A 22,751-nucleotide genomic window follows, 5' to 3' on the forward strand; every position below is an offset into this window, starting at 1 on the left:
GACGTATGTTTTCATAATACATAATGGATGAAAAATTTCGCAATCACAAGGATGCGCTTTTTATTTCCTGCCTCCTGACAAAAAAGAAGAGGTCTCCCTTCCGGCAGGATTCCTCCCTTTTTTCGTCTTAACGATGCCGCCTTGAATGCCTATGATTTCAGCAGCGATGTCACCGACGCTATCTGTCGACCGATAGATACCGCGCCTTCACTTCCGCTTGCCGCCCACAACTCAGCTTCCCCTCCCGGCACTTGCCGAGCACGCAGGATGGCAGCGCCTTTTCGTAGAGCACAGGGGACAGGGAGCGCAACAGCTGCAGCTTTTTGAACGCCAGTTCCCGGATCTCCCACTGGGCGTTCATGCATGTGCGATCGGCCAACATCCCGATGTCGATTCTGGCGTTCGTGGCGATGATCAACTTGATCTGATCGCAGTTGAGGAGCAACGAAAAGGCCTTCTCGAAACCGTATTTTTGGGCGATCACCCGGCGCCAACCTTTGCATTCCTCGACAAGTTCCATAAACTCCGCGTAAAAAGGCGACTGCCGGATGCTGTCGGGCACTTTGACAGGCCTGTCGGTGTCTCGGATCAACTCTGCCAGATCCTCCCGATAATTCTGACTGAGCCGGTGCCGCAGTTGTTGATGATAGGTGACGAGGCTGCACATCATGCCAAAGGTGGTCCTGGCCTGTTCGGCGATGCTCTCGTGACCGTATCCCAGGACGCGCTGCGTCACAGCGCGGGCCTTCGTCGCCGCCTCGGTTCCGAAGCGCGCCATCTCCTGGGAGGGCGTCTTTTGGGAGGTGCTCGTCAAGGCGCCGAAGCCGACCTTCATGTCCAGGTCAGCAAAGCAGCTCAGCAAGACGAGGTTGTTTTCTGCATCGATCTTGGCGAGTTCTTCCCGGTGAAAGTCCCGAATCGCCTCTCGCTGGGCGTCACTGTCATACTCCGCAGGCAGCAACACAGTCAGCGCTTCCGGCAAGAGGGCCGACAGTTCCCTGCGGATCTCAGCAAAAATGGCGCCGTACTTTTTATCGTTGAGCAAGCGAAAGAGGTCGACCAGCTTATCTCCTGACATGGCCACACTGACGTTGGTTTGCGTGGCCAGCGGCAGGATGTAGCGGGCGTCTTCGATCGGTATGCCGTAGAGGTAGTTCTCCACTCTCGGCCTGCCCTTGGCGTTCAGGTCCTTGAGTTGGGACATCTTCGTATATAACTGAAAGGCCTTGCCGATGATCTCCTCTGTCTTTTGCCGGTCTTCCCCCTCCAGGTGGGGGAGGCGGTAAGCGCCGGCATCCATAGTGACATAGCGCTGGCTTTGTTGCACATAGGAGTCTTTCAGTTCGCAGATCAAGGTGCTCTGCACCCGGTCGATCCCCTCCAGGGTGAAGGAGATGTTGAGCGTGTTCAAAACCTGTTTCAATGCCAACGCGTCGATGGCTTTGATTTGGTTTCGCTCCGTCCATTTGACTATCCGGTCCAACCCGGTGGCTTCAAAATTCGCAATGATCATCACAAACCAAACCCCGTTTTCATCTCTTGACTGCCTTGACCACAGCTCTCCTGCCGGGATCTCGTTATGGTGTCGTCTTTCTTATCGATGTTCTCTTCATGGAGCGGATGGGTGAAACTGGGCCAGCCGCAGCCGAAATCGAACTTGTCTAATAGACAGTTTTTCGTAGGGAAAGACAGCCGGGTCAAAGGTGACATCTAAGAAAAAACCACCACCCCTTGTAGAAAATATCCCTCAGGTGGTGGCTTTACACAACTACTTCGGAAGCTGGAAGGAACTCTTCAGCGAGACGATGTGGTTGAAGACTTTTTTGTCGCCCGTCGTCTGCTTCGGATCGACGTTGAAGTAGCCGTGGCGGAAGAACTGGAACTTGTCCTGCCCTCTGGCCTCGGCCATGTTGGGCTCCACGTAGCCTTGCAAAACCTGCAGAGAGTTGGGATTGATCCGCTCCAGGAAAGGCTTGTCTTCCCCGGTCGTATCATCTAGGATCAGGGGCTCGAAGAGGCGGAATTCAGCCGGCAACGCCTGGGTGGCCTCGACCCAGTGAATCGTCCCTTTTACCTTGCGGCCCTCGAAGCCGGAGCCGCTCTTCGTGGCCGGGTCGTAGGTGCAATGCAGTTCCACGATCCTGCCCTCGGCGTCTTTGATCACATCGTGGCACTTGATGAAGTAGGCATGTTTCAGCCGCACCTCGTTGCCGGGAAAGAGGCGGAAGTACTTGCTCGGCGGGTTCTCCATGAAATCGTCCTGCTCGATGTAGATCTCCCGGGAGAAGGGGATCAGGCGATGGCCCATCTCCGGGTTTTCGGCGTTGTTTTCCGCTTCCAGCATCTCCCTCTGGCCCTCGGGGTAATTGGTGATGACCACCTTCAAGGGACGCAGCACAGCCATCGTCCGGGGCGCCTTCAACTTCAGGTCCTCACGGATGAAGTGCTCCAGCATCTTCAAATCGACGGTGCTGTTGGCCTTGGCCACGCCGATCTCGCGGGCAAAAGCGCGGATCGCCTCGGGCGTGTAGCCGCGCCGGCGCAGGCCCGAGATGGTGGGCATGCGAGGGTCGTCCCAGCCGTCGACGATGGCCTCGTCGACGAGTTTTTTCAGCCAGCGCTTGCTCATGACCGTGTTCGTCAGGTTCAAACGGGCGAACTCATACTGGCGGGGGCGGCATTCCATCTCGCACTCCTCGATGACCCAATCGTAGAGAGGGCGGTGATCTTCAAACTCGAGGGTACAGATGGAGTGGGTGACGCCCTCGAGGGCGTCTTCGAGGGGATGGGCGAAGTCATACATGGGGTAGATGCACCACTTGTCGCCCGTGTTGTGGTGGCTGGCATGGGCGATGCGGTAGAGGACGGGGTCGCGCATGTTGATGTTGGGCGAGGCCATGTCGATCTTGGCCCGCAACACCTTCTCACCGTCCTTGAACTCGCCCTTGCGCATCCGTTCAAAAAGGTCTAGGTTCTCCTCGACGCTCCTGTTGCGGTAGGGGCTCTCTTTGCCCGGCTCAGTCAGGGTGCCACGGGTCTGGCGGATCTCCTCGGCCGAGAGGTCGTCCACATAGGCCTTGCCCTTTTTGATCAAGATGACGGCCCGGTTATACATCTCGTCAAAATAATCGGAGGCGAAAAAGAGCTTATCCCACTCAAAGCCGAGCCAGCGCACGTCTTCTTTGATCGACTCGACATACCTCGTATCTTCCTTCAGCGGGTTTGTGTCATCAAAGCGCAGGTGGGTGCGGCCCTTGAATTCGTCGGCCAGTTCAAAGTTCAGGCAGATCGATTTGGCGTGTCCGATGTGCAGGTAGCCGTTCGGTTCAGGCGGAAAGCGGGTGACGACCTCCTTGACCCGGCCTGATTCTATATCCTCAAGGATGATGTTTCTGATAAAATTCGGCGGGAGTGACTTGTTATCCACAATGCTCACCTTTCTTAAAAAAATCCCCCAGTGGATTTTTTTGTTAATCGTTATTCTTCTACAAAATGTAGTTTATCATAACCGTGGTCACGCCCAAAGGGTGAAAACAGAGGGCGTGCCTTTTTCCTTTCGGTAGATTAAGGCGCACCGGGGGAAGTCAGGCAAAAGTCTCAGTCCGTCGCCATAGCGCCTTCGCAAAAGGGTTACGCTTGTTTGAACCGTTGTCATTGTTGGAAGGGTTGTTATAATTGAGGAAGACTGTCTGCCCGTCACAGTAAGGCCCGCCTTTTCCCATCAAAGCATGCCGCCGGATCGCTTAGGTTGCCGGAGGTGGGCATACTTTACGGCGACAGTCGGGATACCAACGCTAGCGATGAATTCGCCGATTGGCGACAGAAATGAGGAGGAGCATCCCATGACGATTCCCAAGGCGTTAACCATCGCCGGTTCCGACAGCAGCGGTGGCGCCGGCATCCAGGCCGATCTGAAGACTTTTCAAGAACTGGGCGTCTACGGCATGACGGCCATCACCACCATCGTCTCCATGGACCCGAAAGACTGGTCCCATAAGGTCTTCCCCATCGCCATCGAAACTTTGGAAGCCCAGTTGGACACGATCCTCTCCATCGGCGTCGAGGCCATGAAGACGGGGATGCTCGGCACATCTGAGATCGTCGAAGTGGCCGCCCGCACCATCGACCGCCACAACCTGAAAAACGTCGTCGTCGACCCGGTCATGGTCTGCAAAGGCACCGACGAGGTCATGCAACCGGACAACCTGGTCAGCTTGCGCGACGTCCTCGTCCCCCGAGCCACCGTCGTCACACCGAACCTCTTCGAGGCGGCCCAGTTGAGCGGCCATGGGCCGATCAAAACACTCGACGATATGAAGGAAGCCGCAGAAGCCATCCACAAGCTCGGCGTCGCCTATGTCCTGATCAAGGGCGGCGGCAAGCTGGCCAGCGAAAGGGCCATCGACCTGCTCTATGATGGCAACACTTTTGAGATCCTCGAGTCGGAGCGGTTTAACACCACCTACACCCATGGCGCCGGCTGCACCTACTCGGCGGCCATCGCCGCCGGCCTGGCCAAAGGCGAGTCCGTCCGCGACGCCATCGGAACGGCGAAGAAATTTATCACCGAGGCGATCCGTCTTGGCTTCCCCCTCAACAGCTACGTCGGTCCGACCCACCATGGCGCTTATCGGCGAAGCGGTTGCTGCTGCTAAGCGCAGCGCCGCAGCATGGCCCTCCCCCGTCCGTCATCGTGGACGAGGGAGGGCCATGCTGTAGTCGCCTCTGCCTTCGGTCGCCTGTCTGCACTCGGCGGCGCTTTAGTAGCTCAATAGTACCTTACTGGCGCTCCTGCAAATCGGCGATCGGTACGTCGATCTGATTTCCCGGCCCCAGCAGCTTCACCTGGGCGATCCCGTTCTGCAGATCGATTTTCTCAATCCAGACGGGACTGTGCTGATAGAGCACCTCGATCGTCGACGGCGAGTTGAGTATCTCTTCGGCTCGTTTCGGTTGCATGCGACCACTCCTCTTGCTTCTTATCAAAAATAGCATGACAGAGCAGCGCAAACAGATACGCAACAAAAAATGGAATAGACACGACGCACCCCGACTGTGTCACGCTTTTTGTTGTTCTCCCAACCCATGTTGAACCTCTGCCACTGCTGATTCTGTTTGGCTGCGCCCTTTTTCCCAGTTCACCAAAAAGATCGATAAAATCACCATGGCACCGCCGGCGATCTGGACAGGAAGGACGCGCTCATCCAGGAGCAGATAGCCGCATAGGACACCCACGACCGGCACCACGTTCAGGTAAAGCGTGGTGATCGTCACATCGAGCCGTTGCAGGGCGTACATATACAGGAAATAACAAAGGGCCGAGCAGCAGAGGGCGAGAAAGAGGGTATGGTAAAAGGCGGTCAGGGAAAAGAACTCCCACTGCTCCCGCTCCAGAAGGGAGAGCGGCACCAGAAGCAGCGTTCCCAGCAAGGTCTGGTAGGTGGTGAGGGCGAGACCGGAATAACGGGCGAGAGACTTGCTCATGAGGGTGTAGCCGGCCCAGCACAGCATCGCCCCCAGGACGAGCAGGTTTCCCACAAAGGTATCGGAGGACAGGTCCATCTGGCCGTTGGCGGTAACTGAGAGATACGTGCCGACCAGAGAGGCGGCAATAGCCATCCACTGGATGACGGACACCCTCGTCTTATAGATGACAATATCGAGCATAATCGAGAGAACCGGCACGATCGACGTGATCAGCGACGCGTTGGCGGCCGTCGTCAACTTGACGCCGCTGTTCTCAAAATAAAAGTAGAAGGTGACGCCGAGCGCGCCGGCCAGCAGCATCCGCAGGCGGTCGGCTTTCTCCAGTTTTGCGCCCGGCTCGCTGAGCCGCAGCGCCCCCCAGAGGATCGCCGAGGCGATGACAAAACGGAGCAGCGCCAGCGTCACCGGCGGCACCTCGGTGACGGCGATCTTGATGCTGATAAAAGAGATCCCCCAGAAGAGCACGGTGACGAGCATGGCCAGGTTGGCCCAGAGATTGACCCGGAACATGATGCAGTACTTCCTTCCGTCATGTCTTCCTGTCTGTGACAAGCGGGGCGTGCCGTTGTAAAAGGGCACGCCTATTCCTTTTCCCGCAGTCGATTTTTCTTATCTTGCACCCTTGGTACACCACCGAACCTTATTACAATTCCCCATGAAACCCGATACCCCTGCTTGAATGCAAAAAAGAGGGGCTCCTTCGCCCCTCTCGACCGCTTCTAAAAACAGGCAAACGATTACGTGTTTGGGGCAATCGTAACAACGGTTCTGAGCCGTTCAAAAATTTCTTGATAAACGGGAAGATTGACGTCCTCTTTAACCGACAGCGTTACGGCTAACCCATAGGGAACCGGCTCAGTCAAAGGCCCTGCATCAGCTCGGCAATTGATCTTTATCTCCATGAACGCCCCATCAGTATAGGCTACAGCAGCCTCTCCTTCGAGTACCTCATGCTGAAGCGTTCCTCTTCGCACAGCTTGCCATTGTGCATTCTGCCTGGAAACGCCCAATGCTTCACCAGGCGGATCGAACCAGAGTGCAGCCTTGCGGTAAGCTTGGCGTCCCACATCAATCGGGCTTAGCCATGCCAACGTAACAATGAGTCGACGATTATCCATTCTTCCGCTGAGGGATGGTGGCAATGGAACACGGTAAACATGACCTTCTCCATCGCGTAGTTCTCCGCATCCAATTAATGTGGCGCGTTGGTCTGTACACCAAAACAATCTTTCCAGGTTTACCCGACCATACCCGAAAAAGCGAGCCGCGTACTCTTTAAAAGTGCGACTGTTGTCAGGTGTGCAAAACAACCGTTCAAACCGTTCGAAAGCCGCTCCCCACTCTGCCCCATGTGTGAACAATGCCTTTAGGAGCACAGCTAGGTATCGATCTTGAAGCTGCTCTCCGCCCTCTTCTCCTCTAAGTACTCCAACGATATACTCGTAAAGCTGGGCCGTTGTTCGCGTAGCCAAAGCCGTAGCATTGCTTGTCCCGCATAGGAAGGCTGCGCTCGGTGAGATTCCAGGCTGAACTCCGGGACATGCCACCTTATGACCGGGTGCGATCCCCGGAAATGAGAGCAACTTAAGGGGGGTTTCCGTCCCTTGCCCCATCATCGGTTCCTGATAGAGTTGCTTTCCACCGGGCATTAAAACATCCGGTTTTATCGCCCTTCGATAGCCCAAACCGACTGGGCTAATCGGGCTCGGCAAGCCTTGTGTAACGATGGGATTAATTCTTCTACGCGCTTCAAAATGGGTAACGGCGTCTTCATGAGTAGCGCCCACCGTCAAAGCATTGATGGCTTCTGCCGGTGAGAGCAATCGACGTTGCCGCGCCTGCCTCACAACTGCTTGAAGCACCTTTTCTTCTAATTCTTCAGCAGTCAACCGTTGTAATTCCTGGCGGGAACCTTCGATTTGCAAATCATCCAGTTGGTTTCCGCCGCTTACCAGAATAAGCACTTTGTATTGCCAGGACAGCCAATCGATTAACCGGGCCCACGGGCTCATTACCCGATCGAAGGGTCGATTTCTGTCGGCAATCGAAAGATTAATGATCTTTACTCGCGGAGCCTGCGGTCCTTCCTCTCCGTCCCCTTCAAAGATTCTTTTGATCGCTCTATGTACCAGATCGATAGGCAAACAATCGATGGGCATCTCCTCTGCCCGATTACCTTCAAACCCCAACGGCTTCAGAATTGGCCTCACATAAATCCGACGATTCAACGGAGGCTTCCCTTCTTCGAGATCGCTATTGATAATCAAAGAAGCCATCGCGGTTCCATGCTTTCGCTCTCTCGCCTCATACTCAGAAGCCCATCCGTCAGGGTCGTCTACAATGATTCGACCCGAAAGAAGCGGATGGTTTTCTAAAGGCAACCCGTCCAGCAGAGCGACTACCGGCTCATCATCGGTAATAAACGCATCCGTCTGAGGTAACGTTTCTTCACCGACTTCATCTTCATCGGGATAAGCGATTTCAGCTTGGCCGGTTGGACGAAAGAACATGACCTGATCACATTTTAAGAGACGCAAATCGACACGATCTAAGATATGCTGAATCTGCAGGATCGGTAATTCGGCCAGGACACCATGGTACTGTATCTCCGGAATCAATGTTCTGGAGATGATAAGTCCGCCTAATTCCTCAACGACAACGCGGAGCGAACGTTCACTCCTCTGTTGATCGATGCCTTGATGCCGAAACCATAACTCTACTTCAAACCGTACTCGTTCTTCACCGAATCCAAGCCGTTCTCGCCAGTAATCCTCAACACCCGTATCCTTCAACCGATCTTCCGAATCCCAATGGCGAATATCACGAAGATGTTGAAATAGTTTTTTCCATTTGCCTTGACCGTGCTGAAATTTAACTTGAGGATTTGCGAGGTATTGTCGCCAAAGTGACAGGAGGGACCGTAATGCCTGTTGATTCGTTAAGACCAGATATACCCTTCCGCCTATTGCTTTTTCAGGCTTTTCTTCCAGAAAGAATTCGTCGTCAGCATCAAATTTTTCATCGAGTTCCGCCATCCACTCCAATCCTTCGATTCTCTTGACAGCATTAATAAAGTCATCTATCGAGCCTACTGTCTCTAATACCAATACCTGCTCAGGCGTTGTACCCATCGGATCGTCCTGTAGCACGGCGTTCCTGGCAGCGAAAACCCTTTCCAACTCATCGAATTTCGGTGTCAGTCGCTCTCCTTGACGGCCTGGCGTCGGCAAGTGCATACGTGGCGGATTAAACTGAGATTTTTTATCTCGGTTGGCCTGTTCCGGATTGGGAAAAATCAGCAGCGGTCGCCTTGTCTCCATCCTCCATCGCTCCTATTTCGTCGGCGGATGGGCAATACCTCGACTTCCATTGTTTCAGGCGTTCAGCGATGATGGACTTCATGTCTGCTTGCGGCAGCGATAATACATATCGGCGTTGCACATCGGCACAAAATTCTTCAACTTCTGCAAAACTTAAGCCCCTTAATTTTTCTGCCAAGGTCCTCGGAGCAAAACCTAATGGCTTGCCCATGCGCGCTTCAAAACGTTGGAACCACTCCTCCAACGCTTTTCTGGTTGGGGTGGGAAGTGACAAACGTAGCTGAAACCTGCGCCATACGGCGCGATCTAGTAGTTCAGCGTGGTTGGTTGCTGTCACTACCACGACATGGCTCGGCAAATCGTCGATTTGCATCAGCAAGGTGCTAACAACACGCTTAATCTCACCAGTTTCGTGATTATCACCTCGCTCTTTCCCAATGGCATCAAACTCATCGAAAAAGACAAGGCAACGGCGGTTTCTAATATATTCAAACAACCGTTTTAACCGTTGCGACGTTTCACCCAGATAACTTCCGATTACTCCCTCATATCGGACCTGTATTAAAGGCACCATCAACGCTTCTGCCAGCGCCTCGGCCAATGCTGTTTTCCCATTTCCAGGAGGTCCTACCAGAAGCAGCCGATGACGCGGTTCTAAATTATAGGTACGCAATAACTCCATTCGATGCTGCTCTTCTATTAACTCCTTACATGCATTAAGTACATGCTCAGGAAGAATTAAATCCCGTAAGCTACGGCGGGGAGTTATTTCATAAAACAAGTTTTGCAAGCGTTCATCTGAGAGATGCTGTTTTGTTTGCAAATGACCATTAGAAGGAGTGCGCATGTTCTCAAGCAATCGATCTGCCAGGATATGATGTTGTTTCGCTCGCTCCTCGGCAGCCATTGCTTCTACAGTTTTGCGGAATAACATCTCATTTCCGGTAGCCCCAGCGCGAACTAAACTTAGTAACAGATCAGAGCGTGCCATGCTTTCCCCCCTTTCGAAAAACTCTTCTACACCAAAGTATATCACCAGCAGTATAATCAAACACTACAGAGACTGACCAAAAACATCTCCGGTGAAACATGTTGCTCTTCCGGCTACATTTTATATATGTACCTCCGCTTCAGAAACCGGAATCGCCTCTTGTTCCAACCACTTTCCGCAAGCGAGCATTTTTTCAATCAAGGGACACCATCGCTCATAACGCGGTTCCCGTTGCAACCGCCGCAGCTTCTCGCCATATTCCCCTGAGAAAGCGATGCCTTTATCGACATGGCGCAAATAGGCGCATCCATCCATCAGCATGGGCTGAAGCGCCGGAAAGAAGCGGGACTGTAAGAACTCAAAAATCGCAATCCCCCCGGCGTCCATGTCCCCCCAATGATAGCACTCGATTTTTCCAGGCTGCGCATCGATTTGAGTGATCTCCTCGCCGATACGACGCAGCAACCGCTGGATCTCCCGGTTCGGAAAACCGCCCGTATAGATGATCACGGCGCGCTTCCCCGCTTTTTGCGCCTGCTGCACCAACTCATGGTAACTCGTCAGGTTCTCCACAGTGATGAGGCGCGGCGCATCGATGATCAGACCGCAGATATCCTTCACCGTTTGCCCGCTCACGCCCAGTCCTCCGGGCACATCGGCAGAAACCTGACCGCCCTGAGCCAACTGCAGCACAATCGGCCCCGCCAGCAAAACCAGCTGGGGATGGTTGAGCAGCCCTACCGCCTGCAGGTATTCCTCGTCCCTATCGCAGGCCTCATCCAGATACCGCTTCAACAACGGCAGCAGTCGCTTTTCGACCCGCTGTTCAAAGGCCTTCGAATCGCCCAGCACCGACTGGCTGAACAATCGCTTTGGGACGCTGTCTTCCACCGCAGGCAACGCTTCGAGCACCTGCACCAGTTCTTGATAGCCGGACCGGTCGTCGATATCCAGGCGCGCCGTCTTGCGAGCGGCCAGGGCTTCATCCGTCTCCGCCCACCAGCGGCGTACCCACTCCCAGGGGTGGTCCTGCAACGGCCGCAACGTGTCGCGGAGCGCCGTCAGTTGATCCCCCTTCGGCGTCAGGCCGGCCAACCGGTATGCCTTGTCCACAGCCTCGTAATTCAAGTAGACCTTGTCCACCTCGATGCCTTGCTTGAAACGAGGCCAAGCGATAGCGACGATCCCTTCCGACGCCAGTTCCTCCAGGGCAAGATGAATCTCCTCCCGCTTGCGGTGATTCATCTCGTCAAAGTAGTCGCGGGCAAGCGACGCATCATCACAGTCGACCATGGCGAACCGGGGCCGTTGCTTGCTCGGAACACCGGTCCGGAAGGCCTGGCTGTTTTCATACTTCTTCAAGAGCAAAGAGAGTATCTTGCGCTGATACCTGCTGCTTTCCGGACCGCTCTTCTCGCCGGACCTTCCGGGGTTTTGGGTCAAAGACAGGGTCTTCTCCTTCGCCATTTCCTTCTACTCGCTCCTCGCTCAGTCGATTCCTTTCGCCGCCCTGCGCGCTTTGCGCTCCTTCTTTGCTGCTCTTTGTCCCCCGCTCATCACGTAGCAGCTCCCGCATGCTTGTCGATCGACCGACCGCCGCCGCCCCTCTGCGTTCATCGGCAAATTCCTCCCCGCCCCCGATCGCCTCCGCCTTATCAATCAGATCGACAAAACAGGTATAGCCGTCGCGGTGCACGATCAGCGTCGTCGTCACTTCGGGCGCCATGTGCTGCATCTTCTCATCGGGCACAGCAGCGATCAACTGCAGATTGAGCCGCTTAATCAGCCGCAGGCTCGTCTGGATCCGCTCCTCGTCCATCTTGTTGAAAGCCTCGTCGAAGACGACCAGCCGCATCGTCTTGTTCGAACCGTACAGTTGGTAAAAAGACGCCAGGATGGTGATATAAAAAGGCGTCTGCGTCTCGCCGCCTGATTTTTCCCGCAACACCTGCGAAAACATATAGCGATTGCCCCGGCTTTCCACGGCGATGTCGAAGTCGAGGTAGCGCCGGTAATCGGTGAACTCCTCCTGATCGCCCGCATCACCCCGGATCAAGCGTTCAAAGAGTTCATGCAGCACCGCTGCCTTGTCCTCCTGGTCCAGATCGAAGAGGGAGCCTCGTTCTCCCACATTCGGGTCCATGATCACATCGTAGAAGCGCTTGTACCGTTCACTCGCTTTGATCTCGAAGCGGTAATGGTCTTCTGAGAAGGGAAAATGCCGCAAAGCATGGTTTAACTCGCCGAACTCCCGCTTGGCTGAATGGATGGCCTCGCGCATCTTGAAGATAAAATGGGATTTGAACTCTTCCTCCGACTGAGCCAGCGCCTCCTGCAACTTCGCCTGGTAGGCGGGAATGTCTACCGATGCGATCTCTGTCAGCAGCGGCTGGTACTCCCCGTTGTCCCGGCCTTCCACATCGGCGTTGTAGTTGTACTCCTTGTTGTAATCCTTGCGGTAGTCCCGCAGCATTTGAAACTCCTGATCCCGTTTATTGGCGTTCCCCTTCTGATTGGTGATCAGATTCAATAACTTCGTCGCCGTGGCTTGTCCCGACCGTTCCGCCTCCCGCCAGCGCTCCTCCGCCCGGGGCAGCAATTCGGCCGGATAGGACAGGTTCCAGGCCCGCCAGTGTTCCTCAGCCTCGCGCACCCGGTTTTGCAGGACCTGTTGTTCGTCAAAACACTCCTTCAGCCGGTTGTCTTTCAACGTCTTTTTCCCGTTTCGTTCCTTGCCCTCATCAGTCAACTCGTCCTGCCGTTTCCGCCAAAAATCGTATTCTTCCTTCAACCGCTCCACTTCGCGCTTGTCCAAACGCGCCAGTTCGCCCTGCTTTTCCTCGCGGTGCTGTTCCAGCGATGCGATTCGGGCTGGCAGCGCCAGATCGGGCGCCATCCGCGCATACTGCGAGGCCCGTTCGGCCAGGTTCCTCGTCCAGCCTTCGACGGCGGCCTTGCGCTTTGCCAGGGCCGTTCGCTTTTCCTCCAACTGGGCCAGTTCCTGCCGCTTGATCTCCAGCTGCCGCAGGATGGCCCGGGCGCCGATATAAGGGACGGCATAGCGTTTCTCCGGGATCTGGCGCGCCACCAGGTTGTGGTAGGACATGCAACTCCGCGTCACCGCCATCGCGTGGCGGCGCAGGTCCTGCTCGTTCTCGGCTTGCATGACGCGCCCCAAGAGGTGATCGATGCGCGCCTGGATGATCGGGTTGTCCGTCTTCAGCACCATGGCCAGCGACCCCGCCTGAGCGCTGCCGCGATAGCGGGCCTCCTTCTCCGTGTCGACAAGGCCGACCCCCTCCACGGCATGGCGGCGCTTTTCCTGCTCATAAATGGAGAGCGCCTCGGCAAAGACCTCGGGCCGCACCAGCAGGTCGAAGCGCTGCCTGTTCAGATAGCCTTCCACGGCGTTGCGCCATTCCTCGTCCTTTTCGTCGATCTCCATCTCTTCGCAGAAGATCCAAACAGGGGAACGGTCCCCAAGCCGCTCCTCCAGCAAGGCCTTTAAGTTCAGCACCTCTTTTTCGTAGACCCGCTGCTTCTTTTTCTCAAGATCGTTGATCTGCCGCTGCAATTCATCCCGCTCGCCGTCCAGCGCCTTGAGCCGGTCCTCAATACGGCCCAAGGCTTTCGTGAAGCGGCTGTGCAGATCAGACAAAAACAGGCCCGCGTCCCGGAAGGCCTCTTCCTGCGCTTCGGCCTCGCTCAACGACTGGGGCGGCAGGGACGCCAGAAGATCGATCGTCTCCTGCAGGCGCTCCCGCTCTCCCACCTCAGGTGCCCATTGCCAGTGCTCGTCGCCGTCCCACCGCGCGAGATCCTCCAAAAGTACGATCTCCCGCCGGAGAAAATCCTTCAGCGCCTCCAACAGTTGGCTCTTCTCGCGGATCTCCCGGTTCGTGTTTCTGATCTCTTCTTTGAGCTCCTGCTCCTTTTTGTGAACGCCATGCTCCTGCCAGTTCTGATAGGCCACGAGCACTCGGTTCTGGGCTTCCGCCAGTTGGGCATCATTCAAGCGCAGGTCCGCCTCCAGGCGGACGATCTCCTCCTGCAACAGGGTGATCTCCCGCTCCACCTTCTCCAGGCTCTCAGCCTGCTGGGCATGCTGAAGCCGCCGGATCACATACTCCTGTGTATCGACGATATCGCGCAGTTTGGCATAGTTCTCGAACTGGGCGACAATCCTTTCAAGTTGATTCTTCCGTTTCAAGAGGTCATCCAATTCCCGCCGGTACCGCTCGTGAATCTCGAAGTTTTCCCGCATCACATCCAACTGCAGCGCTTTTTTATCGAGCACATAGTCGTAGACGAATTCCCGGACGTCCTGAATCGGCCGAAAGGAGAGGGCTTTGGTAAAAATCGAAATGAAGCGCTTGCTCACATGGCCGACACGGGCCAAAAAGGCTTCCTGGTAGGCGCTCTTGTTGCGCTCAAAGACGACGCGGCCCTTCAATCCGCTGCACCAACGGCGAAACTGCTCCCGGTTTCGCAGCTGGCCTTTCTGCCCGCCGGGATGGATCAGATCCAAGTTGTCGATCCCCACCCCAGCCAGGATGAAGTACTCTTCATCAATGTTGTTGTCGCGAAAAACATCCATGACGACACCGACGACGAAGCGCTCCTTTTTCGACTCGTCGTAAAACTCGCTGAGGATGTAGGTCGTAAAATCGCCATCGCGGACAAACTTCTGATCGTCGCTGCCGATCTTTCCCCGCAGGTAGCTGATCAAGCTCCGCTTCGCCTCGTCATGGGCGGCCGAATTGAACTTAATCTGCTTCTGGTTGGCCACAAAAAGGACCTGTAGAGCATCGATGATCGTCGACTTGCCGGCGCTGTTCCGCCCGGAAATCAGCGTCTGAGGGCCGAATTCCAGCGTCTCGTCCTGGAAGTAGTGCCAGTTAATCAAGCGCAGGCGTTTCAGCCACTTCATCGAACATCCCCTCCTCCCCGCTGATCTCATAACGCATGATCTTGCCGTGCAGCGTTTCCAAAACCTCGCCGTCAATGGCATGCTGCAGGCTGTGGAACAGGCGGAAACGGCAGTTGTCGGCACGGACATCCTCGTCGAGCGCATCCATCAACTTATAATGGACGCCCAGGCGGACCAGGTCGACTAGTCGCGACTTGGTGAACAGAGGCAACCGGAACGTTTCATATTTGGCGCGGATCTCGTTAAGGGTGGTCGTCGGGTATTCACTCAACGACAGGCTCTGCCGCTTTTCCTGATAGATCAGCCGCAACAGGAGCAGCCAAATGCTTTCCTCTCTACTTAAAGGACGGCGGTGCATCCCTTCGGGCGACGCCACTGCGATGCATTCATGGCGCTCATCAAAGGTGATCTCCCAGCCGAGAAACTTGAAGAACTCCTCCAGTTGGGGACGGAGCCGCCGGGCCAGGGCATAGCGCTCCCGTTCCAACGCTTTTAGCAAAAAGTTCACGGCCATCAGCCGGTTGATCACGTCTCTTAACCGCTCCCGGTCCTGATCGCCCAGGGTATCAAACACTGCCGTCCCTCCTATCACCGGATCACGCGCCGGTCATAAAAACGGTAGTCGCCCATCTCGATCACCCGGTTTTCCTTCCCCCGGATGAGCCGGTAACCGGCCTTTCCATCATAGCCGTACAGGTACGTGTAGACGAGATACAGAAATTCCTCGACCGTTGTCGGCGCCAGTTCCTCAATACCGATCTCCTTGCGCGCGCCCATGTGCTCCAAGACGAAGGCTTTCACCTTGTCGCGGGTGATCGCCCGGCGCATGCGCGCCAAGTCCTTCTCGCGCAACTCCCGTTTCAACTCTTCCGGGATTTCGACAATGACCCGCGCCTCCGGCTGATGAGGCGCGCGCTTTCTCCGCGGCGTGAACAGGGAATCCTCTGTCAAATGACGAAGGCGCAGCAGGCGAAAGAGCCGCGAAAGGGCCGCCTCTGCCGCAGCGTCATCCGCCTCTTTTCCCAGCCACTCCAACAGCCCGGCCAACTGCTGGTCCATCCCGTGGCTGTGCTGACTCAAGTAGCGCGCCCGGTCATAAGAAGCGCGCAGGTATTGGTTATGGCGCAGGTCGATCTGGTAGAAGACATCGTCCAGCCCCCGGTAGGCTTCCTCAATGAAAAGCAACGCCCCCCGCAGGCGCTGTTCCCCCTCTTCCCGGTCAGAGAAAAACTCGCTGCGCAGCCCGTCTTCAATAGCCCGTTCGAACCAATCCTTATCCCAGAGAGACTGCTGCACCGTCTCCAAAATGCGTTGCCGATAGCGGGACACATGATCGGACGTCTTCAGCCGGTGATAGCTGCGGTCGACGATCTTCGCCTTGTACTCATCAAAGTGGTGATTGAGCACATCGCTGATGGAGGACTTCTGGGCCACCTGCTCCATGTGGTGCTTTATATTGTTGACGAGGATGTTCAATTCCTCTTGAAACTGTTGGGTAATCTTCTCTGCTTCCAAAACAGCCAGCCCCGGGCGATGCTTGATCTCCTCCCCCGTCAGCAGTTGATAGGTGAGAAAAGCGAACCGCTGATACTCGACGACACGCTCCTCGCAGATTTCTTTCAGCACCGCCAGGATGCGGCTCGTGTAAAAGGGCAGGACCACGTACTGTCGGAAATTCTCGCGCGTCTCTATCTGGATCCATCCCAACCGGTCTAACCGCCGCAGGATAGCGTTGGCCTTCATCCGAAACATATCGTCATCAAAGGGAGCCTGCCCTCCCGGCGCTTCCTGCTCCTCTTCTACGTCGAAGACAAACCCCTGCTCTTCCTGGCTCTCGACCAACTCCTGCATCAGATCGCGGAGCACATCCATGGCGATGCCAAAGCGGGTGATCTGATACTGCTGGTAGACGAGGAACACCGCTTCAGCAAAGATCGGCCTGTTCTTGCCCGAAAAGAGTAGGAAGAACTTGTCCGGGAGGATGTCGAAGAGTTTCATGGAGGACCTCCGTTAGGTTTATTGTCTTTCACAAGACCTGATCTTTCACCACTGTCTGCAACCGTTCATCGAGACTTATAGACTTCGATATCCTCAGGAACTCCTCTGTAATAGGCGATAGGCCTCCACGATGCCGCCCGTGGCGACAGAACGGACCGATAGGGCCAAGCATAAACCAAAAAGGCCCACTCTGAAGGGGTAAACCCGAGAATCGCCCGGATTACGATCAGTACCAACGGCGTTTCTATAGCGACGGCGAACACGTGTTTTGCCGCATCGGCAAGCACCAGGCTGGCGATTGCTTCAGGCGCGGATACGAGCGAACGCTTCGAAATCATGCCGGTAGTTTTGCTGGATCTGTTTTTCATTCATCGCCAACTTGGAGATGAATGTGATGTCAAAATTCTTCTCGATCATGTTGTATCCCCCGTCTAGCAGTTGAACACTACTTCCACGAGTCGTACGAGTAATCCTCTTTAGACCCCCTTCCGACAAGGTCCAGTCACTCATCAGCGCCTGCGCATTACATCTGCCTGTCGCATCTGTATCTGTGTCTGCATCAGCATCGCCTTTCGCCAAAAATAAAAGTTCTTCCACAACGCAAGATGGGGTAGGAAAGGCCGTAACCAGGCCGGCGGAAACAATAAATAAAAGAGACGCCTTCGGCTTTAGTTGTAAAGGCGTCTCTCCATTTTGCATATTATCTCGCTAAAACCTTATTGATTCAATTGTGCGACTTCTTATGCTTAAAGTATCGGCGTTATTTTCCCCACCGAGCAGTAGGCGCTGAGCATGGTTCCGCCCCGGAAATGCCGGCACTCAACTTGCTTTTCCGGAAAACCAGTCGAAGCCCGCCCAACATGAACAGATAGCGGCTATCCACGATCGCTTTGACAACAGTGGCCATCTTTCCGCGTAACGGTATTCCCATGATGAGACCGACGCCATCATGGGATCCCAAGGAGGCGATCGCCCCTTTCAGCTTCGGCGCAAAGGCTTCCAAATCCTTGCCACCTCTCACCAGTGTTTGCAGGTTGCGGGCGCAAGACAAGGCCTGAAGAACAGCCATCTGCGCCGTCGGCGGAAAAGGCCGGTCCGATCCGGGCGCGGAGACGGCGGAGCAGTCGCCGATGACGAAGACATTGTCATAGTCGGCCACACGGAGATCGGGTGTCACCGGGATCCGTCCTCGCGACGCTGGAAAGGCGGAGCCACAGACCAGACTGTTTCCTTGGACTCCGCCGGTCCAAACCACCGTTGCCGGTTCTATCCGCTTCTCTCCATCTTGACCCTCGATCAGGACCCCTCGGGCATCAACAGCACGGATGCGCGTATGGAAACAAAACTCGACACCGCGCCTTTCGAGGGACTTGCGGGCATACTCCGACAAAACCGAGGGAAAGCCCGGCAATAACCCCGGTCCAGCTTCCACACTGATCAAACGGATGCGCTGACGAGGAAGGCCATATTGGACACACCAGTTGGGAACCTGTTCCGCCAGTTCCCCCATGAACTCGATACCCGTAAAGCCGGCGCCGCCGACAACGACAGCAAACGGTTCCCCCTGAGTGCCCGATGCAGCATACGCCGAGATCTGCTTTTCGAGCCGGTTACGGATCCTCTTCGCCGTATTCAGACTGCGAATGGACAGCGCATGCTCTGCCACACCTGGAATGCCGAATGTAGCCGATTCGAAACCGAGGGCAACCACGAGGTAGTCGTAGGAAAGCGACCCGCTGTGGCAGAGGATCACCTGACGCGCCTCAGCTCTGATTTCCAAGACGGTATCTTTGATAAACCGGATGCGTCCGACATCAATCACCTCTTTGATGGGGAGGCAAATCCGTCCCTCTTCACCGGTTCCAGCAGCGATTTCGTGAAGCAATGTTGTCTGATAGTGGTAGTTGTGTTTGTTGACAAGTGTAATCTCTGCTTCTCCCTGTCCAAGCATTTTTTGCAGTCGGACAGCTGTCATCAGCCCACCATAACCTGCCCCGAGAATCAAAATCTTCGGCCTTCTCATAGGCATCGTCTACCACCCCACTTACAAATAAAACCTTCATGACCCTCGGATCACAGGCACCCGCTGAACATAGCCTTTTACAAAAAAAGACATCAGAAGTTCTACACCTTCCTGATGTCTTCTCTCAGCCTTGGACCCGCTGTGTCCGCTCACCGTAGCATTCCTATCAACTTACAAGTTGAATTCTATTCTTTTTCTTCACGTTCGTCAATAAAAGTTCCCTGAAATAGGCTAATCTATCAAAGTTGGCCGGGGCGCACAAAGGCCCGGAGATTTGTGCGTGAACAAACCTGTGACATGAGGTTGCAGCTTGCCCACAACAAAGCAGCATCTCCGTAACAAAAATTGTAACTGCATCGAAAATCGCGATCATAAAAAAGCACTACCCTAAGGCAGTGCTTTTTGTGCTCCTTCAAAACTGGACAGAGGATTGTTTTTCGCGCAAAAGGTCAAGTCCTCGACCGATTCGTACCCGTCGACTGAACGCCTCGCGGCGCGTACATCTCGGGCCGATCTACCAGGTCATCCTCCTGGGGTCTTACCTCTTTCGAGTGGGAAGTCTCATCTTTGGGTCGGTTTCGCGCTTAGATGCTTTCAGCGCTTATCCGCTCCCGACATAGCTACCCAGCGCTGCCGTTGGCACGACAACTGGGACACCAGCGGTCGGTCCACCCCGGTCCTCTCGTACTAGGGGCAGCTCCCGTCAAACTTCCTTCGCCTGCGATGGATAGGGACCGAACTGTCTCACGACGTTCTGAACCCAGCTCACGTACCGCTTTAATGGGCGAACAGCCCAACCCTTGGGACCTACTTCAGCCCCAGGATGCGATGAGCCGACATCGAGGTGCCAAACCTCCCCGTCGATGTGGACTCTTGGGGGAGATAAGCCTGTTATCCCCGAGGTAGCTTTTATCCGTTGAGCGACGGCATTTCCACTCACATACCGCCGGATCACTAAGCCCGACTTTCGTCCCTGCTCGACTTGTCTGTCTCGCAGTCAAGCTCCCTTATGCCTTTGCACTCTTTAGACTGATTTCCAACCAGTCTGAGGGAACCTTTGGGCGCCTCCGTTACCTTTTAGGAGGCGACCGCCCCAGTCAAACTGCCCACCTGACATGGTCCCTGCGCCCGCTTCAGGGCGCCAGGTTAGAACTTCAGTGCATTCAGAGTGGTATCCCACCGTCGACTCCACCAAACCTGGCGGCCTGGCTTCCACGTCTCCCACCTATCCTGTACAAAACACACCAAAATCCAATGTCAGGCTACAGTAAAGCTCTACGGGGTCTTTCTGTCCTATCGCAGGTAACCCGCTTCTTCACGGGTAGATCAATTTCGCCGAGTCCCTCGTTGAGACAGTGCCCAGATCGTTACGCCTTTCGTGCGGGTCGGAACTTGCCCGACAAGGAATTTCGCTACCTTAGGACCGTTATAGTTACGGCCGCCGTTTACTGGGGCTTCGGTTCAAAGCGTTAACCTCTCCCCTTAACCTTCCAGCACCGGGCAGGCGTCAGCCCCTATACGTCACCTTGCGGTTTGGCAGGGACCTGTGTTTTTGCTAAACAGTCGCCTGGGCCTCTTCACTGCGACTCCTTCGATGCTACGATTAAATAGCTCGCCGGAGTACCCCTTCTCCCGAAGTTACGGGGTCATTTTGCCGAGTTCCTTAACGAGGGTTTGCTCGCGCGCCTGAGGATTCTCTCCTCGCCTACCTGTGTCGGTTTGCGGTACGGGCACGTTACATCTCCCTAGAGGCTTTTCTTGGCAGTCTGGAATCAGTGACTTCGCTACTAAGGTTCGCTCCCCATCACAGCTCAGGCGATAATGCGGCGGATTTGCCTACCGCATTCCCTCACTGCTTGGCCATGCTCGACCAGCGGCATGGTTCACCTATCCTCCTGCGTCCCCCCATCGGTCAAACGATCCAACGTGGTACAGGAATCTCCACCTGTTGTCCATCACCTACGCCTTTCGGCCTCGGCTTAGGTCCCGACTTACCCTGGGCGGACGAGCCTTCCCCAGGAAACCTTAGGCTTGCGGCGGGCAGGATTCTCACCTGCCTTTTCGCGTACTCATACCGGCATTCTCACTTCCTTGCGCTCCACCCAGCCTTCCGGCTGAACTTCTACGCCCAAGGAACGCTCCCCTACCCAAGACTTACGTCTTGCCGAAGCTTCGGCGGCCTGTTTAGCCCCGTGTCATTTTCCGCGCAGCGTCACTCGACCAGTGAGCTATTACGCACTCTTTCAATGATGGCTGCTTCTAAGCCAACATCCTGGTTGTCTGGGCAACGCCACATCGTTTTCCACTTAACAGGCACTTGGGGGCCTTAGCTGTCGGTCTGGGCTGTTTCCCTCTTGACGACGGATCTTAGCACTCGCCGTCTGACTCCCGGGCATAAATGCGGGCATTCTGAGTTTGACAGGGTTCGGTAACCGGTGAAGGCCCCTAGCCCTATCAGCGCTTTACCTCCCGCATTCTAATCCCGAGGCTAGCCCTAAAGCTATTTCGGGGAGAACCAGCTATCTCCGGGTTCGATTGGAATTTCTCCCCTACCCACACCTCATCCGCCGACTTTTCAACGTCGGTCGGTTCGGGCCTCCACGAAGTTTTACCTCCGCTTCACCCTGGACATGGGTAGATCACCCGGTTTCGGGTCTGCAGCCACGAACTATGCGCCCTGTTCAGACTCGCTTTCGCTTCGGCTTCGGCTTTTCGCCTTAACCTTGCTCGTGACCGCAACTCGCCGGTTCATTCTACAAAAGGCACGCCATCACGGTTAAACCGCTCTGACTGCTTGTAAGCATACGGTTTCAGGTTCTCTTTCACTCCCCTTCCGGGGTGCTTTTCACCTTTCCCTCACGGTACTTGTGCACTATCGGTCGCTGAGGAGTATTTAGCCTTGGAGGGTGGTCCCCCCGGATTCCCACGGGATTTCACGTGCCCCGCGGTACTTGGGATCCCTTCTATCCTTCTTGCCTTTTCGCCTACAGGGGTGTTACCTGCTGTGCCGGGCCTTTCCAGACCGCTTCGACTAAGACAATTGGGACATGGTGAAGGTCCCGCAACCCCGCCTCCGAAGAGGCGGTTTAGGCTCTTCCCCTTTCGCTCGCCGCTACTGAGGGAATCTCGGTTGATTTCTTTTCCTCCGGGTACTGAGATGTTTCAGTTCCCCGGGTTGGCCTCCCACGCCTATCGATTCAGCGTGGGATACTTGGATATGACTCCAAGTGGGTTGCCCCATTCGGGTATCCACGGATCGAGGCCTGCTTGCGGCTCCCCGTGGCTTTTCGCAGCTGTCCGCGCCCTTCTTCGCCTCTCAGCGCCTAGGCATCCGCCGTATGCCCTTACTAACTTGACCTTATAATCGATTATTGTCGTAGCAACCTATCCGTCGCTCGTCAAAACCTCTTGTCTGGATCACGCTATCTAAACGTCTCGTATAGACGAGCCCCTAGAAGCATGACCATCCAAAAAAGTCTGTAAAACGACGGCATCGATCACTTCGACCATAACCGCTTGCGCTTTACTTATCCTCTGTGCAGTTTTCAAGGAGCATGGGGGAATAGTAAACTCGCCTTGTGGCGAGATCACTGCAAGTATGGTGGAGCTAAGCGGGATCGAACCGCTGACCTCTTGAATGCCATTCAAGCGCTCTCCCAGCTGAGCTATAGCCCCATGTTGACCCGCTTCTGTCCGGGCATCGCTGCGCAGACTGTCGGGCCTGCCGGTTTCCCGGCTGATCCGGCAACGTCCTACTCTCCCGGGGACCACCGTCCCAAGTACCATCGGCGCTGGAGAGCTTAACTGCCGTGTTCGGGATGGGAACGGGTGTGACCTCTCCGCCATTGTCACCGGATCATCTTTAGTTGTGAGGAACGATCATCACGAACATTTCCGGCCATCGCCGCTTGCTGCGGCGTACCGTCGTCTGTCCGCTCACCGGAATTCAGAGTCTATCACACCGGCTAATCGAAATCAACCAGAGTTTTTTTCCTCTGAAAC

Annotated in this window: 14 protein-coding genes, 1 tRNA gene and 2 rRNA genes; 1 reads left to right on the plus strand and 16 read right to left on the minus strand. The window is 55.3% G+C overall.

The features are described from left to right. Window positions 1-178 precede the first annotated feature (178 nt). The 3 genes from HM1_RS04315 to HM1_RS04320 are packed head-to-tail and all read right to left on the minus strand — an operon-like array spanning window position 179 to window position 3,427. A complete protein-coding gene (locus HM1_RS04315) occupies window positions 179-1,513 on the minus strand; it encodes an FAD-dependent thymidylate synthase (protein ID WP_012282078.1) in 1,335 nt (444 codons plus the stop codon). Next, on the minus strand, window positions 1,513-1,710 hold the full coding sequence (locus HM1_RS15080; RefSeq protein ID WP_083765114.1) for a peptide-methionine (R)-S-oxide reductase: 198 nt from the start codon (window positions 1,708-1,710) through the stop codon (window positions 1,513-1,515). Before HM1_RS15080 ends, HM1_RS04315 begins: the two co-directional genes overlap by 1 nt. 58 nt (window positions 1,711-1,768) lie before the next feature. Beyond that, window positions 1,769-3,427 (minus strand): glutamine--tRNA ligase/YqeY domain fusion protein, encoded by a 1,659-nt coding sequence (locus HM1_RS04320; RefSeq protein ID WP_041313317.1) that lies wholly within the window; start codon window positions 3,425-3,427, stop codon window positions 1,769-1,771. Between the two features lie 415 nt (window positions 3,428-3,842). Here HM1_RS04320 and pdxK point away from each other — a divergent pair, with 415 nt between their 5' ends. Further along, the gene (gene pdxK / locus HM1_RS04325) at window positions 3,843-4,655 is read left to right on the plus strand and encodes a pyridoxine/pyridoxal/pyridoxamine kinase (RefSeq protein ID WP_012282083.1); all 813 of its coding nucleotides are present in this window, start codon (window positions 3,843-3,845) and stop codon (window positions 4,653-4,655) included. 124 nt (window positions 4,656-4,779) lie between these two features. Here the strand turns inward: pdxK and HM1_RS04330 are convergent, their stop codons facing one another. From HM1_RS04330 to rrf, 13 genes are all read right to left on the minus strand, one after another. Then, a complete protein-coding gene (locus tag HM1_RS04330) occupies window positions 4,780-4,959 on the minus strand; it encodes an H-type small acid-soluble spore protein (RefSeq protein ID WP_012282084.1) in 180 nt (59 codons plus the stop codon). A gap of 99 nt (window positions 4,960-5,058) precedes the next feature. Next, complete coding sequence (locus HM1_RS04335) at window positions 5,059-5,997, minus strand: DMT family transporter (protein WP_012282085.1); 939 nt, start codon at window positions 5,995-5,997, stop codon at window positions 5,059-5,061. 227 nt (window positions 5,998-6,224) lie between these two features. Continuing rightward, a complete protein-coding gene (locus tag HM1_RS04340; RefSeq protein ID WP_012282086.1) occupies window positions 6,225-8,807 on the minus strand; it encodes a S8 family peptidase in 2,583 nt (860 codons plus the stop codon). Continuing rightward, window positions 8,749-9,798: an AAA family ATPase gene (locus tag HM1_RS04345; RefSeq protein WP_012282087.1), complete on the minus strand. Its 1,050-nt coding sequence runs from the start codon at window positions 9,796-9,798 to the stop codon at window positions 8,749-8,751. Before HM1_RS04345 ends, HM1_RS04340 begins: the two co-directional genes overlap by 59 nt. A gap of 120 nt (window positions 9,799-9,918) precedes the next feature. After that, window positions 9,919-11,265, minus strand: coding sequence for a Wadjet anti-phage system protein JetD domain-containing protein (locus HM1_RS04350; RefSeq protein WP_202943749.1), 1,347 nt, complete (start codon window positions 11,263-11,265; stop codon window positions 9,919-9,921). Next, a complete protein-coding gene (locus tag HM1_RS04355) occupies window positions 11,147-14,728 on the minus strand; it encodes an ATP-binding protein (protein ID WP_012282089.1) in 3,582 nt (1,193 codons plus the stop codon). The genes HM1_RS04350 and HM1_RS04355 overlap by 119 nt, the downstream gene beginning before the upstream one ends. Beyond that, window positions 14,697-15,302 (minus strand): DUF4194 domain-containing protein, encoded by a 606-nt coding sequence (locus HM1_RS04360; RefSeq protein WP_012282090.1) that lies wholly within the window; start codon window positions 15,300-15,302, stop codon window positions 14,697-14,699. Before HM1_RS04360 ends, HM1_RS04355 begins: the two co-directional genes overlap by 32 nt. Before the next feature lie 14 nt (window positions 15,303-15,316). Beyond that, window positions 15,317-16,726 carry a Wadjet anti-phage system protein JetA family protein gene (locus HM1_RS04365; protein ID WP_012282091.1) on the minus strand — a complete coding sequence of 470 codons (1,410 nt, stop codon included), beginning with the start codon at window positions 16,724-16,726 and terminating at the stop codon, window positions 15,317-15,319. Between the two features lie 303 nt (window positions 16,727-17,029). Then, window positions 17,030-17,425 (minus strand): hypothetical protein, encoded by a 396-nt coding sequence (locus tag HM1_RS04370; protein WP_041313323.1) that lies wholly within the window; start codon window positions 17,423-17,425, stop codon window positions 17,030-17,032. Between the two features lie 61 nt (window positions 17,426-17,486). Beyond that, window positions 17,487-18,731, minus strand: coding sequence for an NAD(P)/FAD-dependent oxidoreductase (locus HM1_RS04375; RefSeq protein WP_236995041.1), 1,245 nt, complete (start codon window positions 18,729-18,731; stop codon window positions 17,487-17,489). A gap of 463 nt (window positions 18,732-19,194) precedes the next feature. After that, window positions 19,195-22,107: ribosomal RNA gene (locus HM1_RS04380) — 23S ribosomal RNA — on the minus strand. A gap of 241 nt (window positions 22,108-22,348) precedes the next feature. Then, window positions 22,349-22,424, minus strand: a tRNA-Ala gene (locus tag HM1_RS04385). Between the two features lie 64 nt (window positions 22,425-22,488). Continuing rightward, a 5S ribosomal RNA gene (gene rrf, locus HM1_RS04390) occupies window positions 22,489-22,605 on the minus strand. Window positions 22,606-22,751 lie beyond the last annotated feature (146 nt).

Origin of the sequence: Heliomicrobium modesticaldum Ice1 (assembly GCF_000019165.1) — a bacterium.
In the GTDB taxonomy this organism is placed as follows: domain Bacteria; phylum Bacillota; class Desulfitobacteriia; order Heliobacteriales; family Heliobacteriaceae; genus Heliomicrobium; species Heliomicrobium modesticaldum.